At 37.0% G+C, this 26,561-nt stretch carries 23 protein-coding genes; 3 read left to right on the forward strand and 20 right to left on the reverse strand.

What is annotated here, in order from left to right:
* Positions 1 to 4: 4 nt before the first annotated feature.
* The 19 genes from C8D70_RS10955 to C8D70_RS11045 all read right to left on the reverse strand — a co-directional run bounded on the left by C8D70_RS10955 (position 5) and on the right by C8D70_RS11045 (position 22,560).
* Positions 5 to 733, reverse strand: a complete 729-nt coding sequence (locus C8D70_RS10955) for an ABC transporter permease (protein ID WP_076597095.1) — start codon at positions 731 to 733, stop codon at positions 5 to 7.
* Positions 734 to 789: 56 nt separating this feature from the next.
* Positions 790 to 1,341, reverse strand: coding sequence for a CopD family protein (locus tag C8D70_RS10960; RefSeq protein WP_076597096.1), 552 nt, complete (start codon positions 1,339 to 1,341; stop codon positions 790 to 792).
* Between the two features lie 172 nt (positions 1,342 to 1,513).
* Positions 1,514 to 2,710: a glycine C-acetyltransferase gene (kbl, locus tag C8D70_RS10965; protein ID WP_076597097.1), complete on the reverse strand. Its 1,197-nt coding sequence runs from the start codon at positions 2,708 to 2,710 to the stop codon at positions 1,514 to 1,516.
* A gap of 151 nt (positions 2,711 to 2,861) precedes the next feature.
* Positions 2,862 to 4,793: a M1 family aminopeptidase gene (locus C8D70_RS10970; protein ID WP_110367340.1), complete on the reverse strand. Its 1,932-nt coding sequence runs from the start codon at positions 4,791 to 4,793 to the stop codon at positions 2,862 to 2,864.
* A gap of 83 nt (positions 4,794 to 4,876) precedes the next feature.
* On the reverse strand, positions 4,877 to 6,346 hold the full coding sequence (dacB, locus tag C8D70_RS10975; RefSeq protein WP_076597099.1) for a D-alanyl-D-alanine carboxypeptidase/D-alanyl-D-alanine-endopeptidase: 1,470 nt from the start codon (positions 6,344 to 6,346) through the stop codon (positions 4,877 to 4,879).
* 161 nt (positions 6,347 to 6,507) lie between these two features.
* A complete protein-coding gene (priA, locus tag C8D70_RS10980) occupies positions 6,508 to 8,955 on the reverse strand; it encodes a primosomal protein N' (RefSeq protein ID WP_110367341.1) in 2,448 nt (815 codons plus the stop codon).
* 274 nt (positions 8,956 to 9,229) lie between these two features.
* A complete protein-coding gene (locus C8D70_RS10985) occupies positions 9,230 to 10,138 on the reverse strand; it encodes an AEC family transporter (protein ID WP_076597101.1) in 909 nt (302 codons plus the stop codon).
* A gap of 185 nt (positions 10,139 to 10,323) precedes the next feature.
* Positions 10,324 to 10,623 carry a type II toxin-antitoxin system RelE/ParE family toxin gene (locus C8D70_RS10990; RefSeq protein ID WP_110367342.1) on the reverse strand — a complete coding sequence of 100 codons (300 nt, stop codon included), beginning with the start codon at positions 10,621 to 10,623 and terminating at the stop codon, positions 10,324 to 10,326.
* Entirely contained in the window at positions 10,623 to 10,868 is a 246-nt protein-coding gene (locus C8D70_RS10995) for a type II toxin-antitoxin system ParD family antitoxin (RefSeq protein ID WP_110367343.1), read from the reverse strand. The genes C8D70_RS10990 and C8D70_RS10995 overlap by 1 nt, the downstream gene beginning before the upstream one ends.
* A gap of 90 nt (positions 10,869 to 10,958) precedes the next feature.
* Positions 10,959 to 13,436, reverse strand: coding sequence for a beta-mannosidase (locus C8D70_RS11000; protein WP_110367344.1), 2,478 nt, complete (start codon positions 13,434 to 13,436; stop codon positions 10,959 to 10,961).
* 123 nt (positions 13,437 to 13,559) lie between these two features.
* Positions 13,560 to 14,222: a copper homeostasis protein CutC gene (locus tag C8D70_RS11005; protein WP_110367345.1), complete on the reverse strand. Its 663-nt coding sequence runs from the start codon at positions 14,220 to 14,222 to the stop codon at positions 13,560 to 13,562.
* An 18-nt stretch (positions 14,223 to 14,240) separates the two neighbouring features.
* Positions 14,241 to 14,795, reverse strand: a complete 555-nt coding sequence (locus C8D70_RS11010) for a hypothetical protein (RefSeq protein ID WP_228408014.1) — start codon at positions 14,793 to 14,795, stop codon at positions 14,241 to 14,243.
* An 84-nt stretch (positions 14,796 to 14,879) separates the two neighbouring features.
* The gene (locus C8D70_RS11015) at positions 14,880 to 15,875 is read right to left on the reverse strand and encodes an isoaspartyl peptidase/L-asparaginase family protein (protein WP_110367347.1); all 996 of its coding nucleotides are present in this window, start codon (positions 15,873 to 15,875) and stop codon (positions 14,880 to 14,882) included.
* A 194-nt stretch (positions 15,876 to 16,069) separates the two neighbouring features.
* Positions 16,070 to 16,558: a DUF6691 family protein gene (locus C8D70_RS11020; RefSeq protein WP_110367348.1), complete on the reverse strand. Its 489-nt coding sequence runs from the start codon at positions 16,556 to 16,558 to the stop codon at positions 16,070 to 16,072.
* A 26-nt stretch (positions 16,559 to 16,584) separates the two neighbouring features.
* Entirely contained in the window at positions 16,585 to 17,148 is a 564-nt protein-coding gene (locus C8D70_RS11025) for a YeeE/YedE family protein (protein WP_076597107.1), read from the reverse strand.
* A 4-nt stretch (positions 17,149 to 17,152) separates the two neighbouring features.
* A complete protein-coding gene (locus C8D70_RS11030) occupies positions 17,153 to 18,574 on the reverse strand; it encodes an MBL fold metallo-hydrolase (RefSeq protein ID WP_110367349.1) in 1,422 nt (473 codons plus the stop codon).
* Between the two features lie 84 nt (positions 18,575 to 18,658).
* Entirely contained in the window at positions 18,659 to 19,453 is a 795-nt protein-coding gene (locus C8D70_RS11035) for a sulfite exporter TauE/SafE family protein (protein ID WP_076597109.1), read from the reverse strand.
* Between the two features lie 191 nt (positions 19,454 to 19,644).
* Entirely contained in the window at positions 19,645 to 20,286 is a 642-nt protein-coding gene (locus tag C8D70_RS11040) for a Crp/Fnr family transcriptional regulator (protein ID WP_076597110.1), read from the reverse strand.
* Between the two features lie 9 nt (positions 20,287 to 20,295).
* Positions 20,296 to 22,560: a family 20 glycosylhydrolase gene (locus tag C8D70_RS11045; RefSeq protein ID WP_110367350.1), complete on the reverse strand. Its 2,265-nt coding sequence runs from the start codon at positions 22,558 to 22,560 to the stop codon at positions 20,296 to 20,298.
* Positions 22,561 to 22,792: 232 nt separating this feature from the next.
* Between C8D70_RS11045 and C8D70_RS21200 the strand changes: the two genes are divergently transcribed.
* Both C8D70_RS21200 and C8D70_RS11050 read left to right on the forward strand, forming a co-directional pair.
* Entirely contained in the window at positions 22,793 to 23,107 is a 315-nt protein-coding gene (locus C8D70_RS21200; RefSeq protein ID WP_262509785.1) for a DUF4197 domain-containing protein, read from the forward strand.
* A complete protein-coding gene (locus tag C8D70_RS11050; protein ID WP_262509786.1) occupies positions 23,023 to 23,607 on the forward strand; it encodes a DUF4197 domain-containing protein in 585 nt (194 codons plus the stop codon). Before C8D70_RS21200 ends, C8D70_RS11050 begins: the two co-directional genes overlap by 85 nt.
* A 358-nt stretch (positions 23,608 to 23,965) precedes the next feature.
* On the opposite strand, the gene C8D70_RS11055 is transcribed toward C8D70_RS11050, so the two are convergent.
* Complete coding sequence (locus C8D70_RS11055; RefSeq protein ID WP_076597113.1) at positions 23,966 to 24,619, reverse strand: CoA transferase subunit B; 654 nt, start codon at positions 24,617 to 24,619, stop codon at positions 23,966 to 23,968.
* Between the two features lie 124 nt (positions 24,620 to 24,743).
* Here C8D70_RS11055 and C8D70_RS11060 point away from each other — a divergent pair, with 124 nt between their 5' ends.
* Positions 24,744 to 26,546, forward strand: coding sequence for an ABC transporter ATP-binding protein (locus C8D70_RS11060; protein ID WP_076597114.1), 1,803 nt, complete (start codon positions 24,744 to 24,746; stop codon positions 26,544 to 26,546).
* The last annotated feature ends 15 nt before the right edge of the window (positions 26,547 to 26,561 follow it).

A 26,561-nucleotide genomic window follows, 5' to 3' on the forward strand; every position in this document is an offset into this window, starting at 1 on the left:
GATTCTACTTCTTTTTGTTAATAAAATGATTAGACAATACTAATGAAGCACCGATAACAAGTACAAAATAAGCTACATCTTTAAAATCAATAAGCCCTCTTGTAAAGCCTAAGAAATGCTGATAGAAGCCAATATTCTGAAGGATAAAATCCGCACCTCCCAATAACTTATAACTTGCCAGCTGTTCGATTCCAAAATACATGATAAAGCACATGAAAACACCCAGCAGATAAGCCATAATCTGATTCTGAGATAGTGAAGAAGCCAGAATTCCCACTGCTGAAAATGCAGCGATTAAGATAATCAGTCCAATATAGCTTCCAAAGGTCATTCCAAGGTCAATATTTCCTGCAGGAACTCCCAAAACATATACCGTATAAAGGTAAATCAGGGAAGGAATAAGGCATAAAATCCCAACAATCCATACGGAAAGGAACTTACCTGTCACCAGTTCTGAAACTTTCAACGGCTGTGAGAAAAGCCAGTTTAATGTTCCGGTTTGCTGTTCTTCCGCAAAAGTTTTCATGGAAAGTGCCGGAATGATAAACATCAACAGCCATGGAACCAATACGAAATAGCTCTGCAGTGAGGCCATTCCGATCTCAAAAATATTAGAATCGTTGTCGAAAAAGAACAGGAAAAGAGTCGCTATCAAACTAAAGGCGGCAATGATCACCCATGCGCTCCAGTTTCCAAAGTAACTCCAAAGTTCTTTCTTTAAAATTGCAATCATAGTTTTTTATAAGATGTAGAAAGGATGAATGTATTTGAAATACATCTACTCCACAATTATTTGTTTTTTTTATTTTTATTAACCAGTTTCACTGTCATCATAATCAGAAATACAAGAACGAAAAATCCTGCGATTAATTGCCACCAGTATTCAATTACCATCGATTTTAAAATAACGGTAAATACTACCAGAAACAGAATGAATGTTGCAATTTCATTAGCCTGTCTCAGTTTGATATTGGCAATGGGCAGTGTACTTCCATTCAGAACTTTTAAGTGAAGCACTTTTTTCCAGCACCAGTAATGGTAAAGGGCAAGTCCGATAAGGAATGTCAGTTTTAAATGAAACCATCCCATCTTCATTAATCCCGGATTTAAAAAGATCATCACCAGTCCGCAAACGGCCATAATGACTCCCGCAGGAACTGTGATAATGTTCCAAAGCCTTCTGGCCATAAAAGTATACTGCTCTCTCAGAATTTTCTTTTTTTCTTCCGGAAATTCATCGGTATCTTTATAGTAGACGAAAATCCTTACGAGATAAAAAATTCCCGCAAAGTAGCTTACCATAAAAATAATGTGCAGCGCTTTGATTATTGTATAAAGCATTCAGAAAAAATTAAAAGCAAAGATAAGCTTATTATATAATTGTTAAAAATAAATTTCTTTTGATCAGGAAAACCCAATCAAAAACAGATTTATATAAAAAATAGTTCGGCTCGGGGCAGCGAAGCTGCCCGAGCCGAACATTATATTTTCATTGTTGTAATCAATTCAATGATTAAGAGATCACTCCTAATTCTTTTCCAACCTTTTCAAAAGCTGCAATCGCTTTATCAAGATGCTCTCTGGTATGGGCAGCAGATAACTGTACTCTGATTCTTGCTTTTCCTTTCGGTACTACAGGATAGAAGAATCCGATTACGTAGATTCCTTCATCCATTAGCTTTTCGGCCATTTTCTGAGAAAGCGGTGCATCGTAAAGCATTACCGGAACAATAGCAGCATCACCTTCAGGAATATCGAATCCTTTCGCTTTCATTTCCGTTCTGAAGTATTCTGCATTTTCCATTACTTGATCACGAAGTGAAGTATCATCTGAAATCATATCCAGTACTCTTAATGCAGCTCCTACGATACCAGGCGCTAAAGAGTTGGAGAACAGATAAGGTCTTGAACGCTGTCTCAGCATATCAATGATTTCTTTTTTACCGGAAGTAAATCCTCCCAAAGCTCCTCCTAAAGCTTTTCCTAAGGTAGAAGTGATGATATCTACTCTACCCATTACTTCATTAGCTTCATGAGTTCCACGGCCTGTTTTTCCGATGAACCCTGTTGCGTGAGAATCATCTACCATCACCAAAGCATCATATTTATCGGCAAGATCACAAACTCCTTTCAGATCTGCAACAATACCGTCCATAGAAAACACTCCGTCTGTAACAATAATTTTAAAACGGTGGTTCTTTTCAGAAGCTGCAATCAGCTGCGCTTCCAGATCCTCCATATTATTGTTTTTATATCTGTATCTGGCTGCTTTACAAAGACGAACACCATCAATGATTGATGCGTGGTTCAGTTCATCTGAAATAATAGCATCTTCTTCTGTAAAAAGGGGTTCAAAAACTCCACCATTCGCATCAAATGCAGCAGCATAGAGAATAGTATCTTCAAGACCTAAGAAATCAGCGATTTTCTTCTCCAATTCTTTGTGAATATCCTGTGTTCCACAAATAAAACGAACAGAAGACATTCCATAACCATGAGACTGAATCATCTCCTGAGATGCTTTCATTACTTCCGGATGGTTGGATAATCCCAGATAATTATTGGCACAGAAGTTCAATAGCTTTTTTCCATTAGCTTCTATTTCTGCGCTCTGTTGGGAAGTGATGATTCTTTCTCTTTTGTAAAGTCCGTCATTCTCAATATTCTGAAGTTCGTTCTGTAAATGTTGAAGGTATTTTTCAGAGATCATTTTTAGTAATTTTTTAGATGTGCTAATTTACTAAAAAGGCAGTAAAATAAAACCTTTTATAAGTTTAAATCTAAAAAATTGATAAGGTTTCACTTTTCAACACTATTAGTCTATAAATACAGTAGGACAATATCTATATTTATTTAAAATTTTAATGTTTGATAAATTTAATATTCTTTTCATCAATTGTAATGAAATAAGCTCCAGGAACCAATTCTGCAATTCCAATCGCTTTACCTGGCTGATACGTTCCTTTTCCAACCAGCTTTCCGTCTATAGCATGAATTGTAAAATCTATAGCTCTGTTAATTCCTTTCAGATTAATTTCGTTTTTTGCAGGGTTCGGATACAAACCAAAATCTTCTTTCTCCACAGAAGAAATACTTAAGGTATTATCCTGAACAACTGTAGAGTTTTTCTCAATAATCTGGTATTCATAATTAAACTGAACACTTGCGATCGGGAATGTTACCGACTGTAAAAAGCTTTGGTTATTGGATGTATTATTAAGAACAAAGTAAGCTGTCTGCCCTGAAGTTCCCGTCACTTTAATAGGTAAAGGCATTTCAAAAAAGCCAACGGTAGCACTGCTTTGTGTCTGAGAAACTTTAAATAAAGCCTGATTTCCACCCTGCATCCACTTGATGGTGTAGGTAGGATATCCTTCTCCATAAACCCAGTCATTGAAAAATTCTGTAAAATCCGTCCCGGTAGACTGAAGCAAAGACGCATTAAAATCAGCTGTACGTGCGTAGCTGTACGCCAGGTTCGGTCTTGCATGATAATCTTTAAGCGCCTGGTAAAATACGGCATCACCTAAGATCCATTTCAGCATTCTCAGTACATATCCTCCTTTGGCGTAAGACAATCTGCTGTCAAATATTCTATTGATGCTGGAAAGTCCGGAATCCGGAACATATACACTTCCTGTTGTACTTGCGGTAATATAATTGGACTGACCTTGTAAGTAATTCAAAAATTCTGTATTGGTCATCAATAGTTTTTCATTGGCAAGATGTTCTCCAAAAGTTGCAAAACCTTCATTCAGCCAGATATCATTCCATGCATCACAGGTTACTTTATCCCCAAACCACTGATGAGCAAGTTCATGGGCGATAAGCTGTCTGCCCCAACCTCCCATAGAAGACATGGTTTGATGTTCCATTCCGCCACCAAACATAAATTCCATATGTCCGTATTTTTCATTACGGAAAGGATAAGAGCCAAAATAAGTTTCAAAAGTATTCATCACCTGCTTGGTCCAGTTAATATTGGCTATGCTGGTGGCATTTGAATTTGTGGAAGGATAGATATAGTTCACAAAAGGAAAAGGAGGATTTCCGATGGTATCAGTAAGCTTAACAAAGTTGGTAATGGAGAGCGCAATGAGGTAAGCCGGTGTAGGATACATTGTTCTCCAGAACGTAAGTTTAGTGTTTCCTGTAGGAAAGGTTTCAGACATCAGTTTTCCATTGGCTGCGACGCTGTAATTGGAGGGAGTTGTAATCTTAAAATCAAATCTTTCAATTTTATCATTTAAACTTTGCTTGGTAGGAAACCAATCCTGAGCACCATAAGGCTCATTCAAAGTGGAGAGTACCGGAGTTCCGCTCTGGAGGGCAGTTCTGAAAGCATCATTACTGGTGGATGGTGCTCCTGCATAGTAAATAGTAAGAGAGTCTAATGTATTGGCAGGAATAGAAGCAGGAAAATCAATCTTCAGTTCTTTTGAAGGAAGCTGCTGAAAGCTTGTAATGTTGGTTCCATGATATTTCACCTGGGAAACCGTTAATGAATTGGAAAGATCAAAATAAATGCTTCCTATATTTTGGTTAGGCTTAAAGTGAGAAGTCACTGATCCGGAGATATTATATACCGCAGGATCCAGGCTCACGTCCATTCTCTGATACTGCAAGTCGTAATTCAGGGTATTGGGATTGATATTCCCGATATTCATCTTTTGGGTGAAGGATTTTTTCTCTTTCTCGATTAATCCTTTCATATCCGTATTTTGCCTTTGCTTCTGGGCATAAAATTGTTGAGACAATAAAAATCCCAACACCAAAAGGTACAACTTTGTCATGTTTTGAAAAATTTAATCAAATATAAAAAAAACCTTTTAATTCATGATTAAAAGGCTGTTATAATATATAAAATAAAATTTTTTTAAAGATCCAGTGCAGGTTCAAGAATTTTTTCCATTCTTTTCTTCACCATATCTACTGATCCGGAATAGTTATTTACCATCAAAGAAAAAACCAGTGTCTTTCCTGAATTGGTTTTCAGATAACCGGCTAATGTTTTCACTTTGTTCAAAGTTCCTGTTTTAGCAAAAACCTGTCCGTTCCCTCCTACATTAAACATTCTTTTGAGTGTTCCGGATTGTCCTCCGATGGGTAAAGAGGTCAGATAAGATCTGTAGTATTTCTGATCCATCAGAGAAGTAAGAAACTTCACCTGCGAAATAGGAGTTACATTATTACTTCTTGAAAGTCCGCTCCCATCAATATAGTTGAGTCCGGTCATATCAAAACCGGCATCTTTAAGGTGATTAGTCACTACTATTCTTCCGGATTCTGAAGTCTGGTCACCCATTTTCTGATATCCTACTGTTCTCAGCAAAGCTTCTGCCAATGAATTATCACTGTGCTGATTGGTATAATAAATAATATCGTTTAAAGTTGGTGATTTATACGCTGAAAGCATTTTTCTGTTTTCCGGTGATGCATCTGTCATTTTGGGAGTAACTTTCCCGGTAACAGGGATTCCGCTTTTTACCAATGTTGTTCTGAAAGAGTTGGCAAGGTAAGCCGGTGCATCAGGAATTTTGGTTGTTAAAGCTCCGTTTCCTTCGTATTTATCAGCATATACCATCTGATGATTGTAAGGGGAAACATAGAAAAACTTCTTTTCTGTGGAGAAACCTCCTTTTTTGACAATCAGTTTTTCGTTCGCCGGGTTGATATCTCGGGTACTTCCTGCCGGTAAATAATAGTTATTGTTTTCCAACCATACAACATTTTCCGGAAGCATTGAAATATTGCCTTTGAAAAGCGCTGTCTGAATGATAATATCACCATTTACCTTTTTGATTCCCTCTCTTGAAACGCCGCCTACGAAATCTGAAATAATATCTCTATAAGATGCTGCACCTGCTTTGTTTGTTCCCAAAGAAGGGTCTCCGCTTCCTATCACATAAAGATTTCCATTCAAAACTCCGTTTTCATCTATCGTTCCTGAATACTCCAGCTGAGTCATCCAGCGGTAGTTTTCACCCAGCATATTTAATGCGGTTTCCGTTGTCAGTAATTTGGTTGTAGAAGCAGGAACTAAGGGAGTATTTTCGTTGTACGAAGAGATGATCTTCTTCGTTTTCGGGTCGTACACTACGAATCCCCAGGTTGCATTTTTCAGCACAGGATCCGCCATCATTGTGTTTACATTAATGTCTACCAATTCTTTTGCTGACAAAACAGTCTTCTCCACCATTGTAGTAACGGGTGAAGGCAGGTTTAAACTGCTTTTCTGATTGTCATAATTCTGAGAATAAAGAACGGTAGAAACGGTAGATTGAGCCAGGAAAAGACCAGAAGCCAACACCGCCGCACTTGAAATATATTTTCTGAAATTTACCATCTATCTTCTTTTTGTTCTATAGTTTTGACTCTGTAAAAAACGAAAGGTTAAATCATTCATTAAAAGAGCCAAACACTTAATCAACGTCCAAAAGTAGAAATTATTGTTATATAAAGGACCACAGCTCCATTATAAAAGAGTGTAAAGTTTGTTAAAAATTGTTAAAAATCAACAAAAACATCTTTTTTAATGCTTTGATATGCAGTAATTTCATCAAATTCTTTCAAACTTATCAAAACCATGCTTTTGAATTTTTCATAGTTTTTCCCACGGGGAAGCTTCAGCATAATCTGGAACTGATAGAAGTTATTCAGTTTTGCAATCGGTGCTCTTTCCGGACCTAAAACACATTCTTCAGGAAGATATTTTCTGAGGATAGAACCCAGAAACTGTGATGCCCGGTCTGCTTTATCCTCTCTTCTGTGTTTCAATTCAATCATGATCAGCTTGGTGAAAGGCGGATAATGGAATTTCTGACGTTCTGTAAGAATATATTTATAGATCTTTGCAGGATTGTTCATCTTGATCAGCTGAAATACAGAATGATCAGGATTAAAGGTCTGAATAAGAATCTTACCTTTTCCGGAAACCCTTCCGGCTCTTCCAGAAACCTGCGTGATCAGTTGATACGCTCTTTCTTCCGCTCTGAAATCCTGTACATATAATAAGGAATCCGCTTTTGGAATCGTAACCAGCTCAATATGATCAAAATCCAATCCCTTTGAAATCATCTGTGTTCCTACAATAATGTCTGTTTCCCGTTCTTCAATCTTCTCGTACAATTTTTCGTAGGCAAATTTCTTACGCATGGAATCGACATCCATTCTGTCTACTTCATTTTCAGGAAACAGTCTGGAAACTTCTTCGTGAATCTGCTCTACTCCAACTCCTCTTTCGTTCAGGTTTTCAGAACTGCATTTCGGGCAGGTTTTCGGTTTTGAAGCTCTTTGTCCGCAATAGTGGCATTTCATTTCATTTGCCGCTTTGTGATACGTCATTACCACATCACAATTGGAACAGTAGTTCACATAGCCGCAGCTTTCACATTCTATGACATTGGAATAGCCACGACGGTTATGGAGAACAATCGCCTGATTCTTTTCATCTACTGTTTTCTTTATCTCCTCAATAAGTTTCAGAGAGAAATTTCCGGACACCTTTTTAGATTCCTGAGCTTCCTTGAAATTGATCAGTTCGTATTCCGGTAAATTAACATTCCCGAATCTTTCATTCAGAAAGATGTATTTCATTTTATCTTTTCTGGCACTGTAGTAGCTTTCGACAGAAGGCGTTGCTGATCCCAGAATAACTCCTGCCTTATACAGCCTGCCTAAAACCAGAGAAGCGTCTTTAGCATTAAAATAAGGTGAAACTTCCCTTGGTCTGTACGCAGAATCGTGTTCCTCATCTACTATAATAAGCCCGAGATTCTGGTAAGGTAAAAATAATGCATTACGGGTTCCGATCAGAATACGGATGTCGTTCTGTTTAATTCTTCTCCATACTTCCACTCTTTCAAAATCAGTCAGTTTTTGATGATAAAAACCAATCTGTCTGCCATATTTTTTCTCTAATCTTTGGGTGATCTGTTTGGTAAGCGAAATTTCCGGAAGCAAAAACAAAACATTCTTTCCGTCGCGGACGCATTCATCAATTTTCTCTAAGTAGATATGGGTTTTCCCTGATGAAGTAACGCCATGAAGCAGGACATTCTTCCCTTCTTCAAAAGCCTCATCAATTTCAGCTTTTGCTGTTTTCTGCTGTTCGGAAAGCTCTTCAAGCTCCTCGATTTCTCCTTCATAGCTTTCAATCCTGTCTTTCTGCATAAAGTATTCTTCCACAAGACCTTTGTCTGCCAAAGGTTTGAAGTGGGAACTTCCAAAATAACCTTCCTCAAACAGTTCAGATTTTTTGATGGGAACATCCGGATGTTCCGTCTGTTTTTCCAGAATAAGAAGGAAAAGATCTTTCTGTTTTTGTGCTCTATTCAGTTTCAAAAGAATATCCGTAAGATTTTGATTGCCCAAAACCTCATCATTAATTCTTACATAAGCAACTTCCTTCGCTTTATACTTTTCGGCAATTTTCTCATCAATTTCAATGTACTGAAGATCAATAAGAGAATTGATGGTTTTTATGATATCTTTTTTAGGAATAAACGCTTCTATATCTGTCAGATTAATCAGCTGCCGTACTTCCAGAGCCTGAATAAGATACATTTCATTAACATCCAGGTTTTCAAAATCTATGATAGCTCCTGGTTTTAATTTTAAATAGGTCTCACTTTCCAATTTCAAAGAAGAAGGAAATGCAAACCTGTAAATTTCCCCCAGACTGCACAGATAATACTCCGAAAGCCAGTTCCAGAAATCAATTTGTCCCTGAGGAAGAATCGGTTGATCATCCAGCATGCTGATAATTTCCTTGGCGACAAAGTTTTCTGGTATATTATCATGAAGCTCAAAAACGATTCCTGTATAGATTTTCTTTCCTCCAAACGGCACCAGAACACGCATTCCGGGCTGGATTTCAGATATCATTTCTTCGGGAACTTTATATGTGAAAGATCCTTTTAAATTCAGGGGTAAAACAATTTGAGCGTATTGCAAGGGAAATATTTAAAGTGTAAAATTAAATTTTTCCTGAGAGAACTGCAACTTTGTGGAGATTCTTTTGTACTCCTTTAACAGACATTTAAACGCTACATTCTCCGTTTTCATTATGTCATTCCGTAGGAATCTCAACATTTCAGTTTGCAAAACCTTATTATCAAAAAAACTATATTATCAAACACCACAGATTGGATTCCTACGGAATGACAAAGTGTGCGGATAAAAGAACAACACAAATTCAGAAAGGATCGAAGAAAGGATTCATGAATGACTAAAAAAGAAGTTCTGTAATCTCATACCAGAATGCAGAGGTAATAAATCCTACAATAATACTGACTCCGATGATAAGGTTGGTTAATTTTGTGTTCAGCCTGAACTGTTCTGCGATGATACTTGAGGTAACCAATGTTGGCATTGCTGCTTCAAATACTGTAATTTTTGCCACATTTCCTTTTATTCCCAATAATAAAGCCATTCCCAAAACAATTGCAGGTGCCAGAATCAATTTATAAAGCATCGACATCGACATCTGGGGAATCAGTTTTTTCCATCCGTTGAATTTCAACTGTAATCCAACCGAAAATAAGGCTAACGGGCTTACCGTAGCAGCTAGTTTATCAAAGAAAGGCTCTGCAACAGTAAAGTCAATAAACTGCGACAACACCAAAGCGGAAATACATCCAATTAACGGAGGAAACGTAACCAACCTTTTTACAATGAATATTGCACTTACTTTTCCGGATTTACTTCCTCCTTTTACTGCAGCAATAATTCCGAGGGTTGAAAGGGCAAAGAACATTGTCTGGTCACAGATAATCGCAATACTCAGAAGCCCTTCACCATAAAAGGCACTGATTAAGGGAAATCCTATGAATGAAGTATTACTGTATCCGCTTGCCAATTCCAAAGTACTTCTGGACCGCCTTGAATATCCCCTGCTCTTACTGTAAAACATCATAAAGAAAAAGCAGAACACAGAAATTAAAAATGTTGCTGCAATGGGGAACAGCATCTCTGTTGTCCATTTTACTTTAGGCAGATATTTAAACGAAACTGCCGGAAGAGCAAGATAAAGAATCCAGGTATTGATACCCTTATGAGCATCGGGGTGGATAGATTTTGTTGCTTTGAATACCATTCCTGCAATGATACACACTGCAATCAGAACAAAATTTACCATAACTATAAAGAAATATAATGCAAATTTACGGCTGATTTTTGAGTTGGAAGGGTATAATTTATATTTTTTTGAGTATAAATCCGATATTAAGACTCTCTTCTCAAAGCTTTAGCAGACTTGCTTTTTTATTGAATCCATAAACCTGTTTATTTCAGATCCAGGATTTGCTTAAATTATCAAATAGCTTAATCTTTCATCCTGTTTTTCAAATCTACTTCAGCACCAAGAATTCTAACAATCTCTATTTCTTTTATTCCAATAATTCTGTAAAATATAATATGCTTGTTTGATAAAAAGCCAAAAATATCATAGTTAAGCTCAGGATAGGATTTTCCAATCTTAGGATTTTCCGCAAGCATCTGACAAAAATAAATGAGTTCACCATAATATTTATCGGCCTGAAATTCTGACCAAAATTCTAAAGTATATTCATAAATTTTAGTGATATCCTCAACCGCTTTATTGGTAAAAGTAAATTGAGCCATTACCTTTTTGTTTTAGCTTTTAATGCGGCCAAATGTTTTTCCGGATTAAAATCAGCTGCTATTCCGCTTTCAATACCTTCCTGAATAGCATTTTTAAGAATTTGAATTTTATTTTCTTCTTCTTCAAGTAATCTTAAACCAGCTCTGATCATTTCACTTGCATTTTTATATCGTCCTTCGGCAATCTTATGATCTACAAAATCTTCAAAATAATCACCTAAAGAAACTGACGTATTACGTCCCATATGATTTTGATTTTAAACTTAATACATCAAAGTTACCATTTTTTGGTAATTCAATCAAATTTTATAAGAATAAAAGTTAGCCATTACCATTTATAAATTTTCATTACTCATCACATCCCAAAAGCTCATTAATTCAACTTTTTCCAAAGGCTTTGAGAGAATTATTCTTTTGGGAGTTCCGGGTAAGAGATCAAAAAAATTATCGCTGAAATGGGTATCACCAATCAAATAAATGTCCTTAGCCAGCATATCTGTTGAAATTTCAATTTCTGTTGGTGATATTTTTCTGATTTTAATCTCAGGTTTTAAAAGTTTCAGATCTTTTGGTTTATTAAAAAAGAACAGCTTTTCAAATGTTGTATCTTTTTCAGAACTGATCTTTAAAACAGCTTTAGACAAATCAAACTGACCCAGTTCTGATTTACTGATACTTCGTATTATCTTACTTACATCAGCTTTTATATTATCTGAATGATTGCTTTTCCAAAGTATTTTTCCTTTAAAATCAATGAGTTCAAATTTGATATCTGCATTAAATTCTTTCACAAGATCACTGATCAGATAAATATCATAACTTTTATCGGTTTCAGCAATGGACACCAACACAGGCTCAAAGCTTCTTTTCGCCTGATAATGGAAGGCTTTCCAGTTTCCAAGGTAATCAATAGAAGACCATGAAACCACCGGCCAGCAATCGTTAAGCTGCCAATACAGCGTTCCCATATTATAAGGTTTTGCACGGCGATGGGCTTCAATAGCGATCTGCATTCCTCTTGCCTGCAAGAGCTGTGAAACATAGTTGTATTGTACAAAGTCCGTTGGAATTTTGTAATCACGCTTCAGGTATTCATTAATAATATCCCAGCCACGGGTGTGCTTTTCATGGGCTTTTATGGTTGGATTCTGAAGGTTTAAATCCGGAATTCCGGAAAACATTGATTTTGTGGTTTCAAGGCTTGGCGTGCCCTGAAAACCGTATTCAGACATGAAACGGCCTACTTTTTCGTTGTAAATTTCGAATGGCTGTTCGCCCCACCAAACGCCCCAATAATGGGAATCTCCTTCTGTAAGGCTTTCTTTATGTCCCCAGCCAATGGAGGGAGAGCTTGGCCAGTATATATTTTTATCAGACTTCAGGTTTTCAGCCAATGCATTGGGAATTACCTCATGGAAGAGTTTTTTATAATCTTTCCAGACCTGTAATGAATCATTTTCTGAATAGTTGAACTGTTTCTGATATCCCCAGTTGACAATGGCTTCATCAATTTCATTATTCCCGCACCACAAAGCAATGGATGGATGATTCTGCAGCCTGTTGACCTGATCTTTTACTTCTTCTTTTACGTTGTTTAAAAAGGCTTCATCTGCCGGATAAAAGCTTCCTGCAAACATGAAATCCTGCCAGACTAAAATACCGTTTTCATCGCAGGCTTTGTAAAATTCATCGTCTTCATAAATACCTCCGCCCCAGATACGGATCATATTCATATTGGCATCTTTGGTATCTTTAATCAGTTTCTGATATTTTTCTTTGGTCATTCTCGGAGAAAAGCTGTCTCCCGGAATCCAGTTCGTTCCTTTGATATATAACGGCTGGCCATTCACTTTAAAATAGAAAGATTTTCCTTTTTCGTCTTTTTCCTGTACTAATTCAACTGTTCTTAATCCTATCCTGATATTTTTAGCATCAATATTTTTCTGATCTTTTGACAGCTTTACTTCAAAATCACAGAGATGAGCTTCACCACGTCCGTTTGGCTGCCAGAGCTTCATCCCGCTTGTTTCATAAGGAACTGATATTGTATTGTTTCCTTTTTTTAAAGATATTTTTTGGTGAGTTGTATTAAGATCCAAGGTATAATCTCCGGCATTTTGAGCATAAATTTCTACGTCAAAGCGCAAGTCATTAGAAGTGTCAGAAACTTTCTTCTGAATATCTTTGACGGTAATAATTTTAGCATTATTCCAGAATTCCAGCTGAATGTCTTTCCATATTCCTGCAGTAACCAGTCTTGGTCCCCAATCCCATCCGAACTGGTATTGTGCTTTTCTTACAAAGCTTCTGGGTGATTCCGGCATTGTAAACGGAACTTTTTTTGCTAATTCTTTTCCGGTATTCACGGCAGATTTAAATTTAATCTGCAATGTATTATTACCCGATTTCAAATATGGCTTTACAGGAATTGTCCATTTTCTGAACATATTGTCTGTTTTCTTCAGCAGCTGACCATTAAGATAGATTTCGGAAAATGTATCTAATCCGTTAAAAACAATATCAATATTATCGTTCTTTAATTCATGGGAAGAGACTGTAAATGCTGCCTGATAATCCCAGTCTTCATTTTCAATCCACTGTACTTTCTTTTCATTTTCATCCTTAAAAGGATCAGGAATGATCTTATTATCCAATAAATCCAGATGAACAGTTCCAGGTACTTTCGCAGGAAGCCATTTTTGATCTTTTGAATTTTTAAACTGCCAGTTCTCTGAAGACAAGCTTCTTTGTGAAAACTGTGCAAAAAGGAGATTCTGTGTGAAAATGAAAGCAAAAAGGATCGTTCTATTCATCAATAAATTTGTTTGTATTGTTACAATACCAGTGATTTTGCCATTCCGAGGCACGAAGGAATCTCTATTTTATTGGTTTAGATTCCCGCTGCGCCTGGAATGACAAACTAAGTGCATATCATACTACCTGCCCTTCAGAGCAGCCACTTCATCTGCATTAGCGAAAGCTCCACCATCCGTAATGGCTGAAGAATGGAAGTAAGCAGCATTTGTAACGGCTCTTATTTCTTCAATATTGGATGCGCGAAGTCCGCCTCCAACAAGGATTTCTATTCTTCCACCGGAGAGTGCAACCAGTTTCTTAAGGTTTTCTTTTCCTTCAGATACATTCGTTTTCTGGCCGGAAGTAAGAATGGTTGAAAAACCACATTCAATTACTTTTTCCAAAGATTCTTCCAAACTTACAGCGCGGTCAAAAGCACGATGAAAAGTACATGGAAGTGGCGCTGCCAATTTTACCAAAGCTTTATTCTGTTCTATATTAACCTCATCATTTTCATCCAGAATACCGAATACAAAACCATCTGCATGTAAGGATTTTAATTGGATCAAATCATTTTTCATCTGCTCAAATTCTGAATCTGAATACGTAAAATCACCACCTCTTGGGCGGATCATCACAAAAATCGGGATATTGATTTTTTCACGGAGTTTCTTCATGGTTTCGAAATCCGGAGTAGTTCCTCCTTCGCTGAGACCGTCACATAATTCTATTCTGTCTGCCCCATTTTCAAAAGCTATTACTGCTGATTCAGGATTAAAGCAGGCTATCTCTATTTTTGACATTGTATTATCTATTAAATTTTATTTTGGTTCGTCCTGCAGTACATCTGCAATCAGAAAAGAACCGTTTTCTTTTACTACTTTTACTACTGACGGATATTTGGCTTTAAAACTATTATCAGTCAATACTACATTGAATATATATTCATTTTTTGAGGAGAGTTTTAAATCACAACTGCCGATTTCTATTGTATCCCAATCCTGTGCAGAAATGAGAAATCCTATACCGACTCCAGCTTTATCAGTATCAAACCTGGACTTCCATTTATTCTGAAATTCTTTTTCTGTAAGACTTCCATCCACATCCATATCTACATTTGTTGCATCAGTTTTATATTCGAAATAGTCTTTTGTGGTGATCTTCTGCATATTCTTTTCTTCATTTCCGATGTCTGCTTTAAAATAATCGATGATGCTTTTTTCCAACCATTTTTGAGCAGCTTCAGCGTCATTGGATTCATTATGCAAAACTATTTTTTCTTCTGTCTGTGGTTGTGTGATATCTGTTTTAACTTCCTTTTTTTCTTCCTTACATGCAATAATCAGAAATAAGGAAGCAATCATCGTTCTTTTCATATTTATTTTATGTTTTGGCTAAAGCCAATAATTATCTTTGATGTGTTCAAATGGGCTAAAGCCCATTCCTACTGAATTTTTTAATTATTTCAAAGCAAATTCAGGTTTCTCAAGACGATTTCCTTTCTGATCATACACGGCAAAGCTGAATCCATCCTGAATACAGTAAGAACCATATTCTCCCTGTTTATTGATGGCAATAAACCCTACCTGAATATCTTTTAGATTTTTGTTTCTTCGCTGATTAATTTTAACAATTCTCTCCACGGCTTCCTTACAGGCTTCCTGAGGATTTCTGCCCTGTCTCATCAGCTCTACCACAAGATGTGTTCCTACCGTTCTTATAACCTCTTCACCATGACCTGTTGCCGTAGCTGCTCCTACTTCGTTATCAACAAACAGACCTGCTCCGATAATTGGAGAATCTCCTACTCTGCCGTGCATCTTAAAAGCCATTCCACTGGTAGTACAGGCTCCCGAAAGATTTCCCTGTGCATCCAAAGCAATCATTCCTATGGTATCATGGTTTTCTATATTAGCAACAGGCTTGTATTGGCTGGTCTTTAACCATTCTTTCCATTCTTTTTCTGATTCAGAAGTAAGAAGATTTTCTTTTTTAAACCCCTGTGAAAGGGCAAACTGCAATGCACCGTCACCTACCAGCATCACGTGGGGTGTTTTTTCCATTACGGCTCTTGCAACCGAAATCGGGTTTTTAACATGTTCCAGGCATGCTACGGAACCGATATTATAATTTTCATCCATGATACAGGCATCCAGCGTCACTCTTCCGTCTCTGTCCGGACGGCCTCCATATCCTACACTTCTTTCTTTTGGATCTAATTCTACAAGACGTACTCCTTTTTCTACGGCATCCAAAGCCCGTCCTCCTTTTCGAAGGATAGTCCATGCTTCTTCATTGGCTTTTAACCCAAAGTTCCAGGTGGAAAGTACGATAGGTTTATTGATGTTTTTTTTATTTTCAGGCAGTTCTCCGGCCATTAGCTCTAAAGGGTTAATGGTAAGTGCTGCAGTTGCAATTCCCAGTTTTTTGATAAAACTTCTTCGGTTATTGTTCATTGTACGTAAGAATTATTTAATACAAAGCAAATATCTTAAAAAAATCCATTGAAAATTGTATCGTTTTCTCACTATTTTCCTTTGCTGTTTTTTACTATTTTTATAATGGTTATTTTAATTAATATGTATGTTTAAAACCTTTAGAAAGAAAGACTGCAGATTATTTTCTGCAGTCTTTTTTATAAGATAAGATATCAATGAGGCAGTTTATCTCTGAAATATCCATATACCCATGTTCCGGCCACAGCGCTCAGCAGGGTAACAGATACTGCAAAAGCTCCTGTTCCGATCTGAGCAAAAAGAGGCCCCGGACAGGCTCCTGTAATCGCCCAGCCAAAGCCAAAAATCAGTCCACCATAAATCTGACCTTTATTAAACTTTTTAGGGGTAAGTGTAATAGGTTCTCCATAAATTGTTTTTATTTTGAATTTTTTAATCAGTCCTACTGAAATCATTCCTACCAATACAGCACTTCCAATGATTCCGTACATATGGAAAGACTGCAGACGGAACATTTCCTGTATTCTGAACCAGCTGATCACCTCTGCTTTCACGAAAATAATTCCGAAAATAATTCCTGCAGCAAGATATTTCAGGTTGTGATACCATTTGTGAGTAAGGGTACTTTCGTTTACACAAACAGCATCCTGGTGGCGTATATCGTGTTCTTTTTCTTTGATCATAATGTAATTCTCATTTTAAATTATACTTATAGCGAAAGTATGACAGGCAGTATAAAGTTTGCCATTAAAAATCCACCGGTCATGAAACAGACTGTTGCCACCAAAGACGGCCACTGTAAGTTGGAAAGTCCCATAATGGCATGGCCGCTGGTGCATCCGCCCGCATATCTTGTTCCGAAACCAACCAAAAATCCTCCCACAACCATCAAGATAAATCCTCTAAGGGTCAACAGGTTTTCGAAATTCATCAGCTGTAACGGAACCAGATTGCTGTAATCTGTAATTCCGTAGCCTGCCAGTTCAGCTTTCAGATCGGGATTCACTGTTATTTCATTCGGGTTTACCAAAAAATGAGCAGTAATCATTCCTCCGAAGAAAATTCCCAGGACAAAAAACAGATTCCAGGCTTCTTTTTTCCAGTCGTATTTAAAAAAATTCACATTGGCAGGGACACAAGCGGCACAGATATGCCTCAGTGAGGAACTGATTCCAAATGATTTGTTTCCCATAATTAATAAGGCAGGTACAGTAAGCCCAATCAACGGACCTGCAATATACCACGGCCAGGGTTCTTTTATAATCTCCAGCATTTTTTTAATCTAATGTATTTAAAATTTTAGTCTGACACACAAAATCACTTTTAGGAACATTTGTAGAGGCAATTGCATTAAATCCACCTTCAATTTCTGAAAAATTTCTGTATCCTCTTGCCTGCAGGATACTTGCTGCCATTGTACTTCTGTAGCCGCTTCCACAATGCATATAGAAATGTTCTGTTGGCTCTATCGTATGAATCCATTCATTGATATAGGCCAGAGGTTTGCTGTATGCGTCATGAATATGTTCTGCATTGTATTCACTTTCTCTTCTTATATCAATGATTTTTGCTTCTTTTTCTTTGATTTCAGTTTCAAACTGTTCTGCTGAGATACGGTTGACAAGGTCTGTTTCCTTTCCGCTCTTTTTCCAGCTTTCAAAACCTCCATCCAGGAAACCTAAAATATGATCAAATCCTACTCTGCTTAACCTCGTTACCGCTTCTTCTTCAGATCCTTTTTCAGTAACGAGCAGAATAGGCTGGTTGACATCAGCAATTAAAGCTCCTACCCAAGGGGCAAAATCACCGTCCAATCCTATATTAATGGACTGCGGGATAAAACTTTTGGCAAAATCACGGTTATTTCTTACATCTAATATCAAAGCACCTGAAGCTTCAGCAATTTCCTCAAATTGTTCTGGAGAAAGAGCGTGCAACCCTTTTGAAAGAACTTCATCAAAACTACTGTATCCTTTCTTATTCATCATCACATTCATTCCGAAATAAGCTGGCGGAGGTAAAAGTCCATCTGTCACTTCTTTTATAAAACTCTGTTTGTCCTTTTGATTCAGGGCATAATTGGTTCTTTTTTGATTTCCCAATGTATCTACCGTTTCTTTCTGCATGTTTTTACCGCATGCTGAACCGGCTCCATGAGCGGGATAAACAATGATATCATCATGTAAAGGTAAAATCTTATTATACAAACTATCATATAAAAGTCCTGCCAGTTCTTCCTGGGTCATATTTGCTGCTTTCTGCGCGAGGTCTGGACGGCCTACATCTCCGAGGAATAAGGTATCACCACTAAAAAGAGCCTTTTCATCACCATTCTCATCAATCAGCAGATAGCATGAGCTTTCAAGGGTGTGTCCAGGTGTATGAAGAACTTTAATTTTACTATTTCCTATGGTAAATATTTGCTGATCTTCTGCAATAATGGCATCAAACTCTGGATGGGCTGTCGGGCCATAAACAATTGGTGCTCCGGTTTTATCACTTAAATCCAGGTGTCCGCTTACGAAATCTGCATGAAAATGAGTTTCAAAGATGTATTTCAATTCTACTCCATCTTCTTTCAGTCTGTTAATATAGGGCTGGGTTTCTCTTAAAGGATCAATAATTGCGGCTTCTCCTGCTGAGGTAATATAGTAAGCCCCCTGAGCAAGGCATCCTGTATAAATCTGTTCTATTTTCATTATATTTTATTTTTTATTCTTTTATCTGATACAAATTTCCTGCTTTCCTTTTTCCTGTACAGCTACTTTTGTTACATAAGAAAATTAAAGGAAGATTTCTTTCGTAATAATATAAATGCCCATGATCAGGATAAACCACCCGAATGCAGGTTTAAGCTTTTTACCGTCAATCTTTCTGGATAATTGTGAGCCTATTATAATTCCTGCTATGGCAATGGCTGTAATAGAAATCAGAAGTTTCCATTCTATTTTCATGTGGTTTACAGAAGAAAAAAAGCCGATCAGAGAATTGAGAGAAATAATAACCAATGAAGTTCCTATTGCAATCTTCATGGGAATCTTTAAAAGATTGACTAATGCCGGAATAATCATAAAGCCGCCTCCTGCTCCTACCAATCCGGTCAGGACACCGACTACAGAACCCTGTCCGGCTGCCAGAAAAGCGTTATTATTATTCGGAATACTTTCTAAAGGTTCTTTTGAGGAATCTTTTTTTATCATTTTATAGGAAGCCAGAATCATCAAGCCTGCAAAAACCAATAATAAAAAAATATTCCTGGTAACACTAAAACCCTGTATTCTAAATACTTCCTGAGGAATCAAAGGAAGAAGATATGTTCTGGTCAGAAAGATGGAAATAACAGATGGAATTCCAAATATCAACGCCATCTTAAAGTTGACCAATCCTTTTTTAAAGTACGACATAGAGCCTACCAAACTGCTAATTCCCACTACAAAGAGTGAATATTCTGTTGCCAGAAAAGCATCGACACCAAAGAGATAAACAAGGACGGGAACAGTGAGAATACTTCCTCCACCTCCTATTAAACCTAGAGAAATTCCAATTAAAATTGCGGCTGTATATCCTATAATTTCCATTTCTATTCAAATAATTCTGATGCAAAAATGGGAATGTGGGATGAAGCCTACAGCTACTTTTGTTACATAAGGAGATTGCTTCACCTTTGGTTCGCAATGACAGGTTGGCCAGCTCATCATTTTTTTTTGAATTATTGCCAACTATCCGGAGGAGGAGAATATGTCTTTCTTTTATGTGATTGAGGGGAATATTATGAGTTGAGGGTTTTCAAAAGAGTGATTTTATTTCTGCCCAATTTTAGTTTTCCGTCTTCTTCCAGCTGTTTGAGAAGTCTGGAAACCACTACCCTTGCCGTTCCCAGCTCGTTAGCCAGCTGCTCATGAGTGGTATTAATGGTTTCAGAACCTGTAAGTCCGGATTTTTTCTGCAGCAGATTGAGAAGTCTTTCGTCTACTTTTTTGAAAGCAATGGCATTGATAATATCCAGTAGTTCTTCAAATCTTTTATGGTACAATCTGAAAATGTAGTCCAGCCATTCCGGATGTTCCCTGATGAATAAAGATACTTTATCTATCGGTAAGAACAGTATTTCCGCGTCTTCTTCAATTTCCGCTTTTACGATACTTTTTTCATTGTGCATGCCCCCCAGAAAAGACATGATGCAGCTTTCTCCGGCTTTGATATAGTACAATAAAATTTCACGTCCGTCTTCTTCTGTTCTGATCACTTTCAGCATTCCTTTCATCACGATAGGAATGGAACGAATGGAAGCATTTTCATCTAAAATAATGTCTCCTTCATGGTAATTTTTGGTTGTACCATACTGATACAGCTTTTCTACCAGGTCTGGCGACGATGAGAATTCGGAAGAAAGTATAGTGTCGTCCTGCATTTTTTTATTCTAATTTACACCAATTTCATCAACAAACAACCATGCTTTGGAATCTGCTCCGGGATTTCCTGCCGGAATAATACCAGCATTTTCAATAGTTACTTTCAGGTATTTCGCATTTTGCGTTCCTACATTCACTTTAATTTTTCCATTGGCTTTCTGAATTTCAGAGGTTTCGATTTCTTTTATCAGTTTAAAATTCTTATTATCGTCAGAAACAAAAATTTTAGCAGATTTAGCCAGATGAATCCAGCTTCCTTTATTCTCAAGGGTATTGAAATACACTTCTGAAAAAGCTGTTTTCTGACCGAAATCTATGGTTGCCACCACATCTTTCCCCTGAAAGCCCAGCCATGTTTTACCCAGCTGTTTTACATTTCCTATAATTCCGTCTACTAAGGTGAAAGCTCCTCCAAAAGAATAGTTTTCACTCGGTTGCTGCTCTAGGGTTATGTTTTTTCCTGTGGTTTTTGAAATTATAAATTGCTGCGAAGAAACAGCACTCTTTAATTGTCCGTCTTGAAAATAGGCTGATTTAACTGTTAAAGAATTAGGAATCTGAACTGCGTTCTGATACTTCTCAGAATGGATAGAAGGGTTTGTTCCGTCCAGCGTATATCGGATACCGTTCGGATTTTGCGAAGTTGAAAGCTCATAAGCAATTCCGTTATTGGAAGGAATTACTTTTCCTGTAATATTATAAATGCTTCTCGCATAATTTACCTTCATATCATCCAGAACTTTAAACTGGCTGATCACTCTGTTTTCAAATTCTTTATAATTTTTAGGATCCGATGTTCCCCATCCCACTTCAGAAAGCGCCATTAATCTTGGGAAAATCATATACTGTACCTGTTTAAAATCTAAAATATATTCCGTCCACAGATTAGCCTGAACTCCCATAATATATTGTGCCTGTTCTGCATTCAGTTCGGAAGGGACAGGATTGTAGGAATAGACTTTTTCCAAAGGAGTAAATCCTCCAAAAGCATTAGGCTCAGACTGCGGATCTCCCTGATAGTGATCAAAATAACAGAAAGAACCAGGAGTCATTACAGCAAAGTGTTTTGATTTTGCAGCTTCAATACCTCCGTTCACACCTGTCCAGCTCATTACTGCTGCATTAGGAGCTAATCCACCTTCTAAAATTTCGTCCCAGCCAATGATTTTCCGGCCTTTGCTGTTAACATATTTTTCAATCCGATGAATAAAATAGCTTTGCAAACCATGTTCATCTTTTAAATTATTTTTCTTAATCAGTTCCTGGCAGTGTGCACATTCCTTCCATCTTGTTTTCGGGCACTCATCACCGCCAATATGAATATATCGTGAAGGGAATAATTTGATGACCTCATCCAAAACATTTTCAAGAAAGGCAAAGGTTTCATCTTTAGGGCAGAAAACATCATCAAAAACGCCCCATTTCGTAGCAGGTTCAAAAGGTCCTTTGGTACATGCCAGTTCAGGATATGCTGATAAAGCTGCCAATGCATGTCCCGGCATTTCAATTTCCGGAACAACAGTAATGTGTCTGTCCTGAGCGTATTTTACTACATCTTTTATTTGTTCCTGTGTATAAAAATAAGGTCCGTAAGGTTTTCCGTCAAAAGTATTATCTACATAAGCTCCAATCATGGATTCTTTACGTTTTGAGCCGATCTGAGTAAGCTTTGGATATTTTTTGATTTCAATTCTCCATCCCTGATCATCCGTTAAATGCCAGTGGAAAATATTCAGTTTATACATCGCCAGATAGTCTATGTACTGTTTTACTTCATCCACGGTAAAAAAATGGCGGGAGACATCCAGATGCATTCCTCTCCAGGCAAATTTAGGCTGGTCCTCGATCTTCATAGCAGGAATTTTCCCTACCTCTTTATATTGTTCGAAAATCTGAGCCAATGTCTGTAGCGCCAGAAAATACCCTTGTTTAGTATAAGACTTAATATGAATTTGTTTTGGAGAAATTTCTATCGAATAGTATTCTTTCTTCTGTTCAGCTTCTCCTCCCGAAGCAGGAGGAATTATAGAATTCGTTAAATAAATATCACTACCTTTCTGGGCATATTGAAATTTTAACTGTGAGCCTATTCTTTTTTTGAAATAATCCGTTTCTTCTTTCGGAAGATTCCCATTTAATACGAAGGATTTGGGAATTAAAAATTCTCCCTGTAAAAGTTGAACTTTTTGAGGGTAAGGAATTACATTTAATTTATTTTGAGCAAAAATCACGTTTGAAATCAATACAAAAAATACTAAAAAAGTCCGTATCATTGGATGTGGTTAAGGTTTGAGCTAAGATAATTATTTTTAAAAACTCTTTGAACCTTTTTAAAAACAAATTAAATACTTTCAATTGTTTAGATTCATATAAAATGAATAATTTACAGTTGTTCACCATTCTGTCTAGAAATTATTCTATTCAATACAGTGTATTATGGCGTGTTTTTTGATCAATTTAGTCGCCTTAAAAAAATTAAAGGGTTAAATTTATAAAAAAAACAGGATGAAAAAAAACATTTTTCTGGCAACCGCTTTATTATTTTCTTTCTCAGCTCAGGCACAAATTTTTGATATCATAAAATCTGCTGTTAAAGATAAAACCGGTGTAGATCTGAATGTTCCGGTAAAAAATAATGCCACAGCAGTTCCTGCTAAAACTACCACTACAACTTCTGGTTCCAACCCTTCATCTTCCAACCTTGGAAACCTTACTTCCGGTCAGATTTCTTCAGGATTAAAAGAGGCTTTAAGCATGGGTGTAACGGATGGAGTAAAAAAACTGGCCGTAACAGATGGTTTTTCAAAAATGAAGCGGTAAAGATTTTAATGCCTGAAAAATTAAGAAAAATTGATACAACTCTACGTTCAATCGGAATGGGAAGCCTTGCTGATGAAGGAATAAAATTATTAAACAGAGCGGCTGAAGATGCCGTAACAGAAGCTGCACCTATTTTTACAAACGCTATTACTTCTATGACTATTACAGATGCTAAAAACATTTTATTAGGAAGTAATAATGCAGCAACCAACTATCTGCAGGGAAAAACCCAGACTCAACTATTCAATGCCTTTCAACCTAAAGTAAAAGCTTCTTTAGGTAAAGTAGGTGCTGATACACTTTGGAAAAATCTGATTTCAAAATATAATACTTTTACAGGACAGGCAGTAACAACAGACCTTAATGAATATGTTACTACAGAAACCATAAACGGAGTTTTTAAAATGGTGGCAGACAAAGAAAGCGGAATCAGGAATACACCCGCTATGAGAACTACGAGTATTCTGCAGAAGGTATTTGGTGCTCAGGATGGGAAATAAATGAGATGTTAGATTTGCATACCAACCATTTAGATATAAAAGCTGTTTCAATGATGAAACAGCTTTTTTTACTCTAATTTCTTTTGTCTTGAAATCGAAGATTCGACGTAGTCAAACAAAAGAAACAAAAGTTCAAGACCTGGATTTCTTCACTAAAAATAAGTCCTGTTCTCTAAAAATTCTCAACTTGCGCGAATTCTTTATTTATTAATCGGTTCTGAATTGATCTCGCGCTTCGGACAGAAGAATTTTCTTACCGTTCACAGGAATTAGTTTTTTAACGCGGCGAGTTCCGATGTCACTTATATAAAAGTTCCGGCCTCACTTTGTGAGGCCGGAACTTTTATATTGTATCAGATTAAAATTGCATTTCAGGAATTTCTCCTTCGATAATCAAATCAGCTTCTGTTGCTTTAATAATATCTTCTACTGAAACACCCGGTGCTCTTTCTACCAGCTTGAATCCTTCCGGAGTTACATCCAGAACAGCTAATTCAGTAACTACTTTTTTCACACAGTTTACGCCAGTTAAGGGAAGTGTACATTTTTTAAGGATTTTGCTTTCGCCTGCTTTATTTACGTGCATCATGGCAACGATAATATTTTCAGCAGAAGCTACAAGGTCCATAGCGCCACCCATTCCTTTTACCATTTTCCCGGGAATCTTCCAGTTGGCAATATCTCCGTTTTCTGAAACTTCCATGGCACCAAGAATGGTAAGGTCTACTTTCTGACTACGGATCATCCCGAAACTGAAGGCTGAATCAAAGAATGAACCTCCTTCCAGAATAGTAATAGTCTGTTTTCCGGCATTGATAATATCAGCATCTTCTTCTCCTTCGAAAGGGAAAGGTCCCATCCCCAAAACTCCATTCTCACTCTGGAATTCTACGGAAATACCTTCCGGAACATAGTTGGCAACCAAAGTAGGAATCCCAATTCCCAGGTTTACATAATAACGATCTTTCAGTTCTTTTGAAATTCTTTTGGCAATTTGTTCTTTTGTAAGCATAATAAAAACTTAGACTGCAATTTAATTATTTTCACTTGAATACAAAAGGGGTTTGTTGTATTCAACAATTAACACTGTTAGTTAAAATAATATCTGTAAATTTGTTTCATTATTTTTTAACAGAATGAAAATACTTTTTAGATATCTTAAACCCTATCAGTGGCTGATAATCATCTCTTTATTTTTGGCTACTATCAACCAGGTTTTTTCTTTATTTGCTCCGGCGATCACAGGAAATATCCTTGATCAGCTGGTTACTCATCCCAACTTTTTTGATAAAGAAAAGCTATTGCCCCGAAACCTGAATGAATATTTATACGGAAGTTCTGTATATCACGGAGCTTTTTATTTTTTGGGACTGCTTATCGGAACAGCAATGGTGAGCAGAATTGCCAAAGCCTTTCAGGATTATGTAGTAAGTGTGATCACTCAAAAGTTTGGAGCGAAAATATTTACAGACGGTTTAAAGCACTCTATGGCGCTGCCATATCAGGAATTTGAAGATCAGAGAAGTGGTGAAACCTTATCTATTTTGACGAAGGTAAGAGAAGATACGGTCAAATTCATCACAAATTTCATCAATATATTCTTTGGAATTCTGGTAAGTATTATTTTCGTTTCCGTGTATGCGATCCGCTTACACTGGTCTATTATGCCGGTTTATATCTGTGGTATTTTCTTTATTGCCATTGTCACCAATTTATTGAGCAAGAGAATAAAAGTGATTCAGAAAAATATTGTGACTGAAACCACAGCTTTAGCCGGAAGCACTACTGAAAGCCTACGAAACATTGAGATTGTTAAAAGTTTAGGATTAACCAATCAGGAAGTGATCCGTTTAAATAACAATACGTATAAGATTCTTGGCCTTGAACTGAGAAAGGTGAAAAGCATCCGTTCTCTGAGTTTTATTCAGGGAACCATGGTTAATTTTCTTCAGCAGTTGATTACTCTGACCCTTTTATTTTTAATTTTTAAAAATATTGTCACGCCAGGTCAGTATTTATCTCTGATGTTTTATGGTTTCTTTATTTTCGGGCCTATGCAGGAAATTGGAAATATTATTATTTCTTATCGTGAGGCAGAAGCTTCTCTTCAGAATTTTGACCGTTTGATGAAAAAAGAAGTAGAAGAAAAACCTATTCATCCGAAACAAATCGGAGCTATTGAGGAACTGGAATTCAAACATGTTTCTTTCAAGCATCAGTCTGCTCAGTACAAAGCTTTAAATAACATTTCTTTTGACCTTAAAAACGGTGAGACCATTGCTTTTGTAGGACCGAGCGGTTCCGGAAAAAGTACCCTGGTGAAATTGCTGGTGGGATTGTACAGACCCCAGGAAGGGAATATTTTTTATAATGGAATCAATGGAAAGGAATTTGATTTTGATGAACTGAGAAACCAGATTGGTTTTGTAACGCAGGATACCCAGCTATTTGCGGGAACTATTAAAGAAAACCTGCTTTTCGTTAATCCTTCAGCTACTGAGGAGGAACTGGCAATTGCTCTTCAAAAATCAAGCTGTACCGCATTGCTGGAAAGAGCCGAAAAAGGAATTGAAACCGTTATCGGTGAAGGTGGTCTGAAACTGAGCGGCGGTGAAAAACAAAGAATTGCCATTGCCAGAGCTCTTTTAAGAAAACCTCATCTGCTAATTTTTGATGAAGCTACTTCTGCTCTGGACAGTATTACAGAAGAAGAAATTACCACAACCATTAAGGACATTTCAAAAGAAAAGGAGCAGATCACTGTCCTTATTGCACACCGTTTGAGTACGATTATGCATGCGGATAAAATCTATGTTCTTGAACGCGGGCAGGTTGTAGAAACCGGTTCTCACGCCAGTCTTATTGACGAAAAAGGACTTTATTACGCCATGTGGAGGCAACAGATCGGAGAAAGAAAAACACTTACTCCTCAAGCATAAAAAAAGCGCTGATGA

The organism is Chryseobacterium sp. CBTAP 102 (assembly GCF_003201365.1).
Taxonomy (GTDB): domain Bacteria; phylum Bacteroidota; class Bacteroidia; order Flavobacteriales; family Weeksellaceae; genus Chryseobacterium; species Chryseobacterium candidae.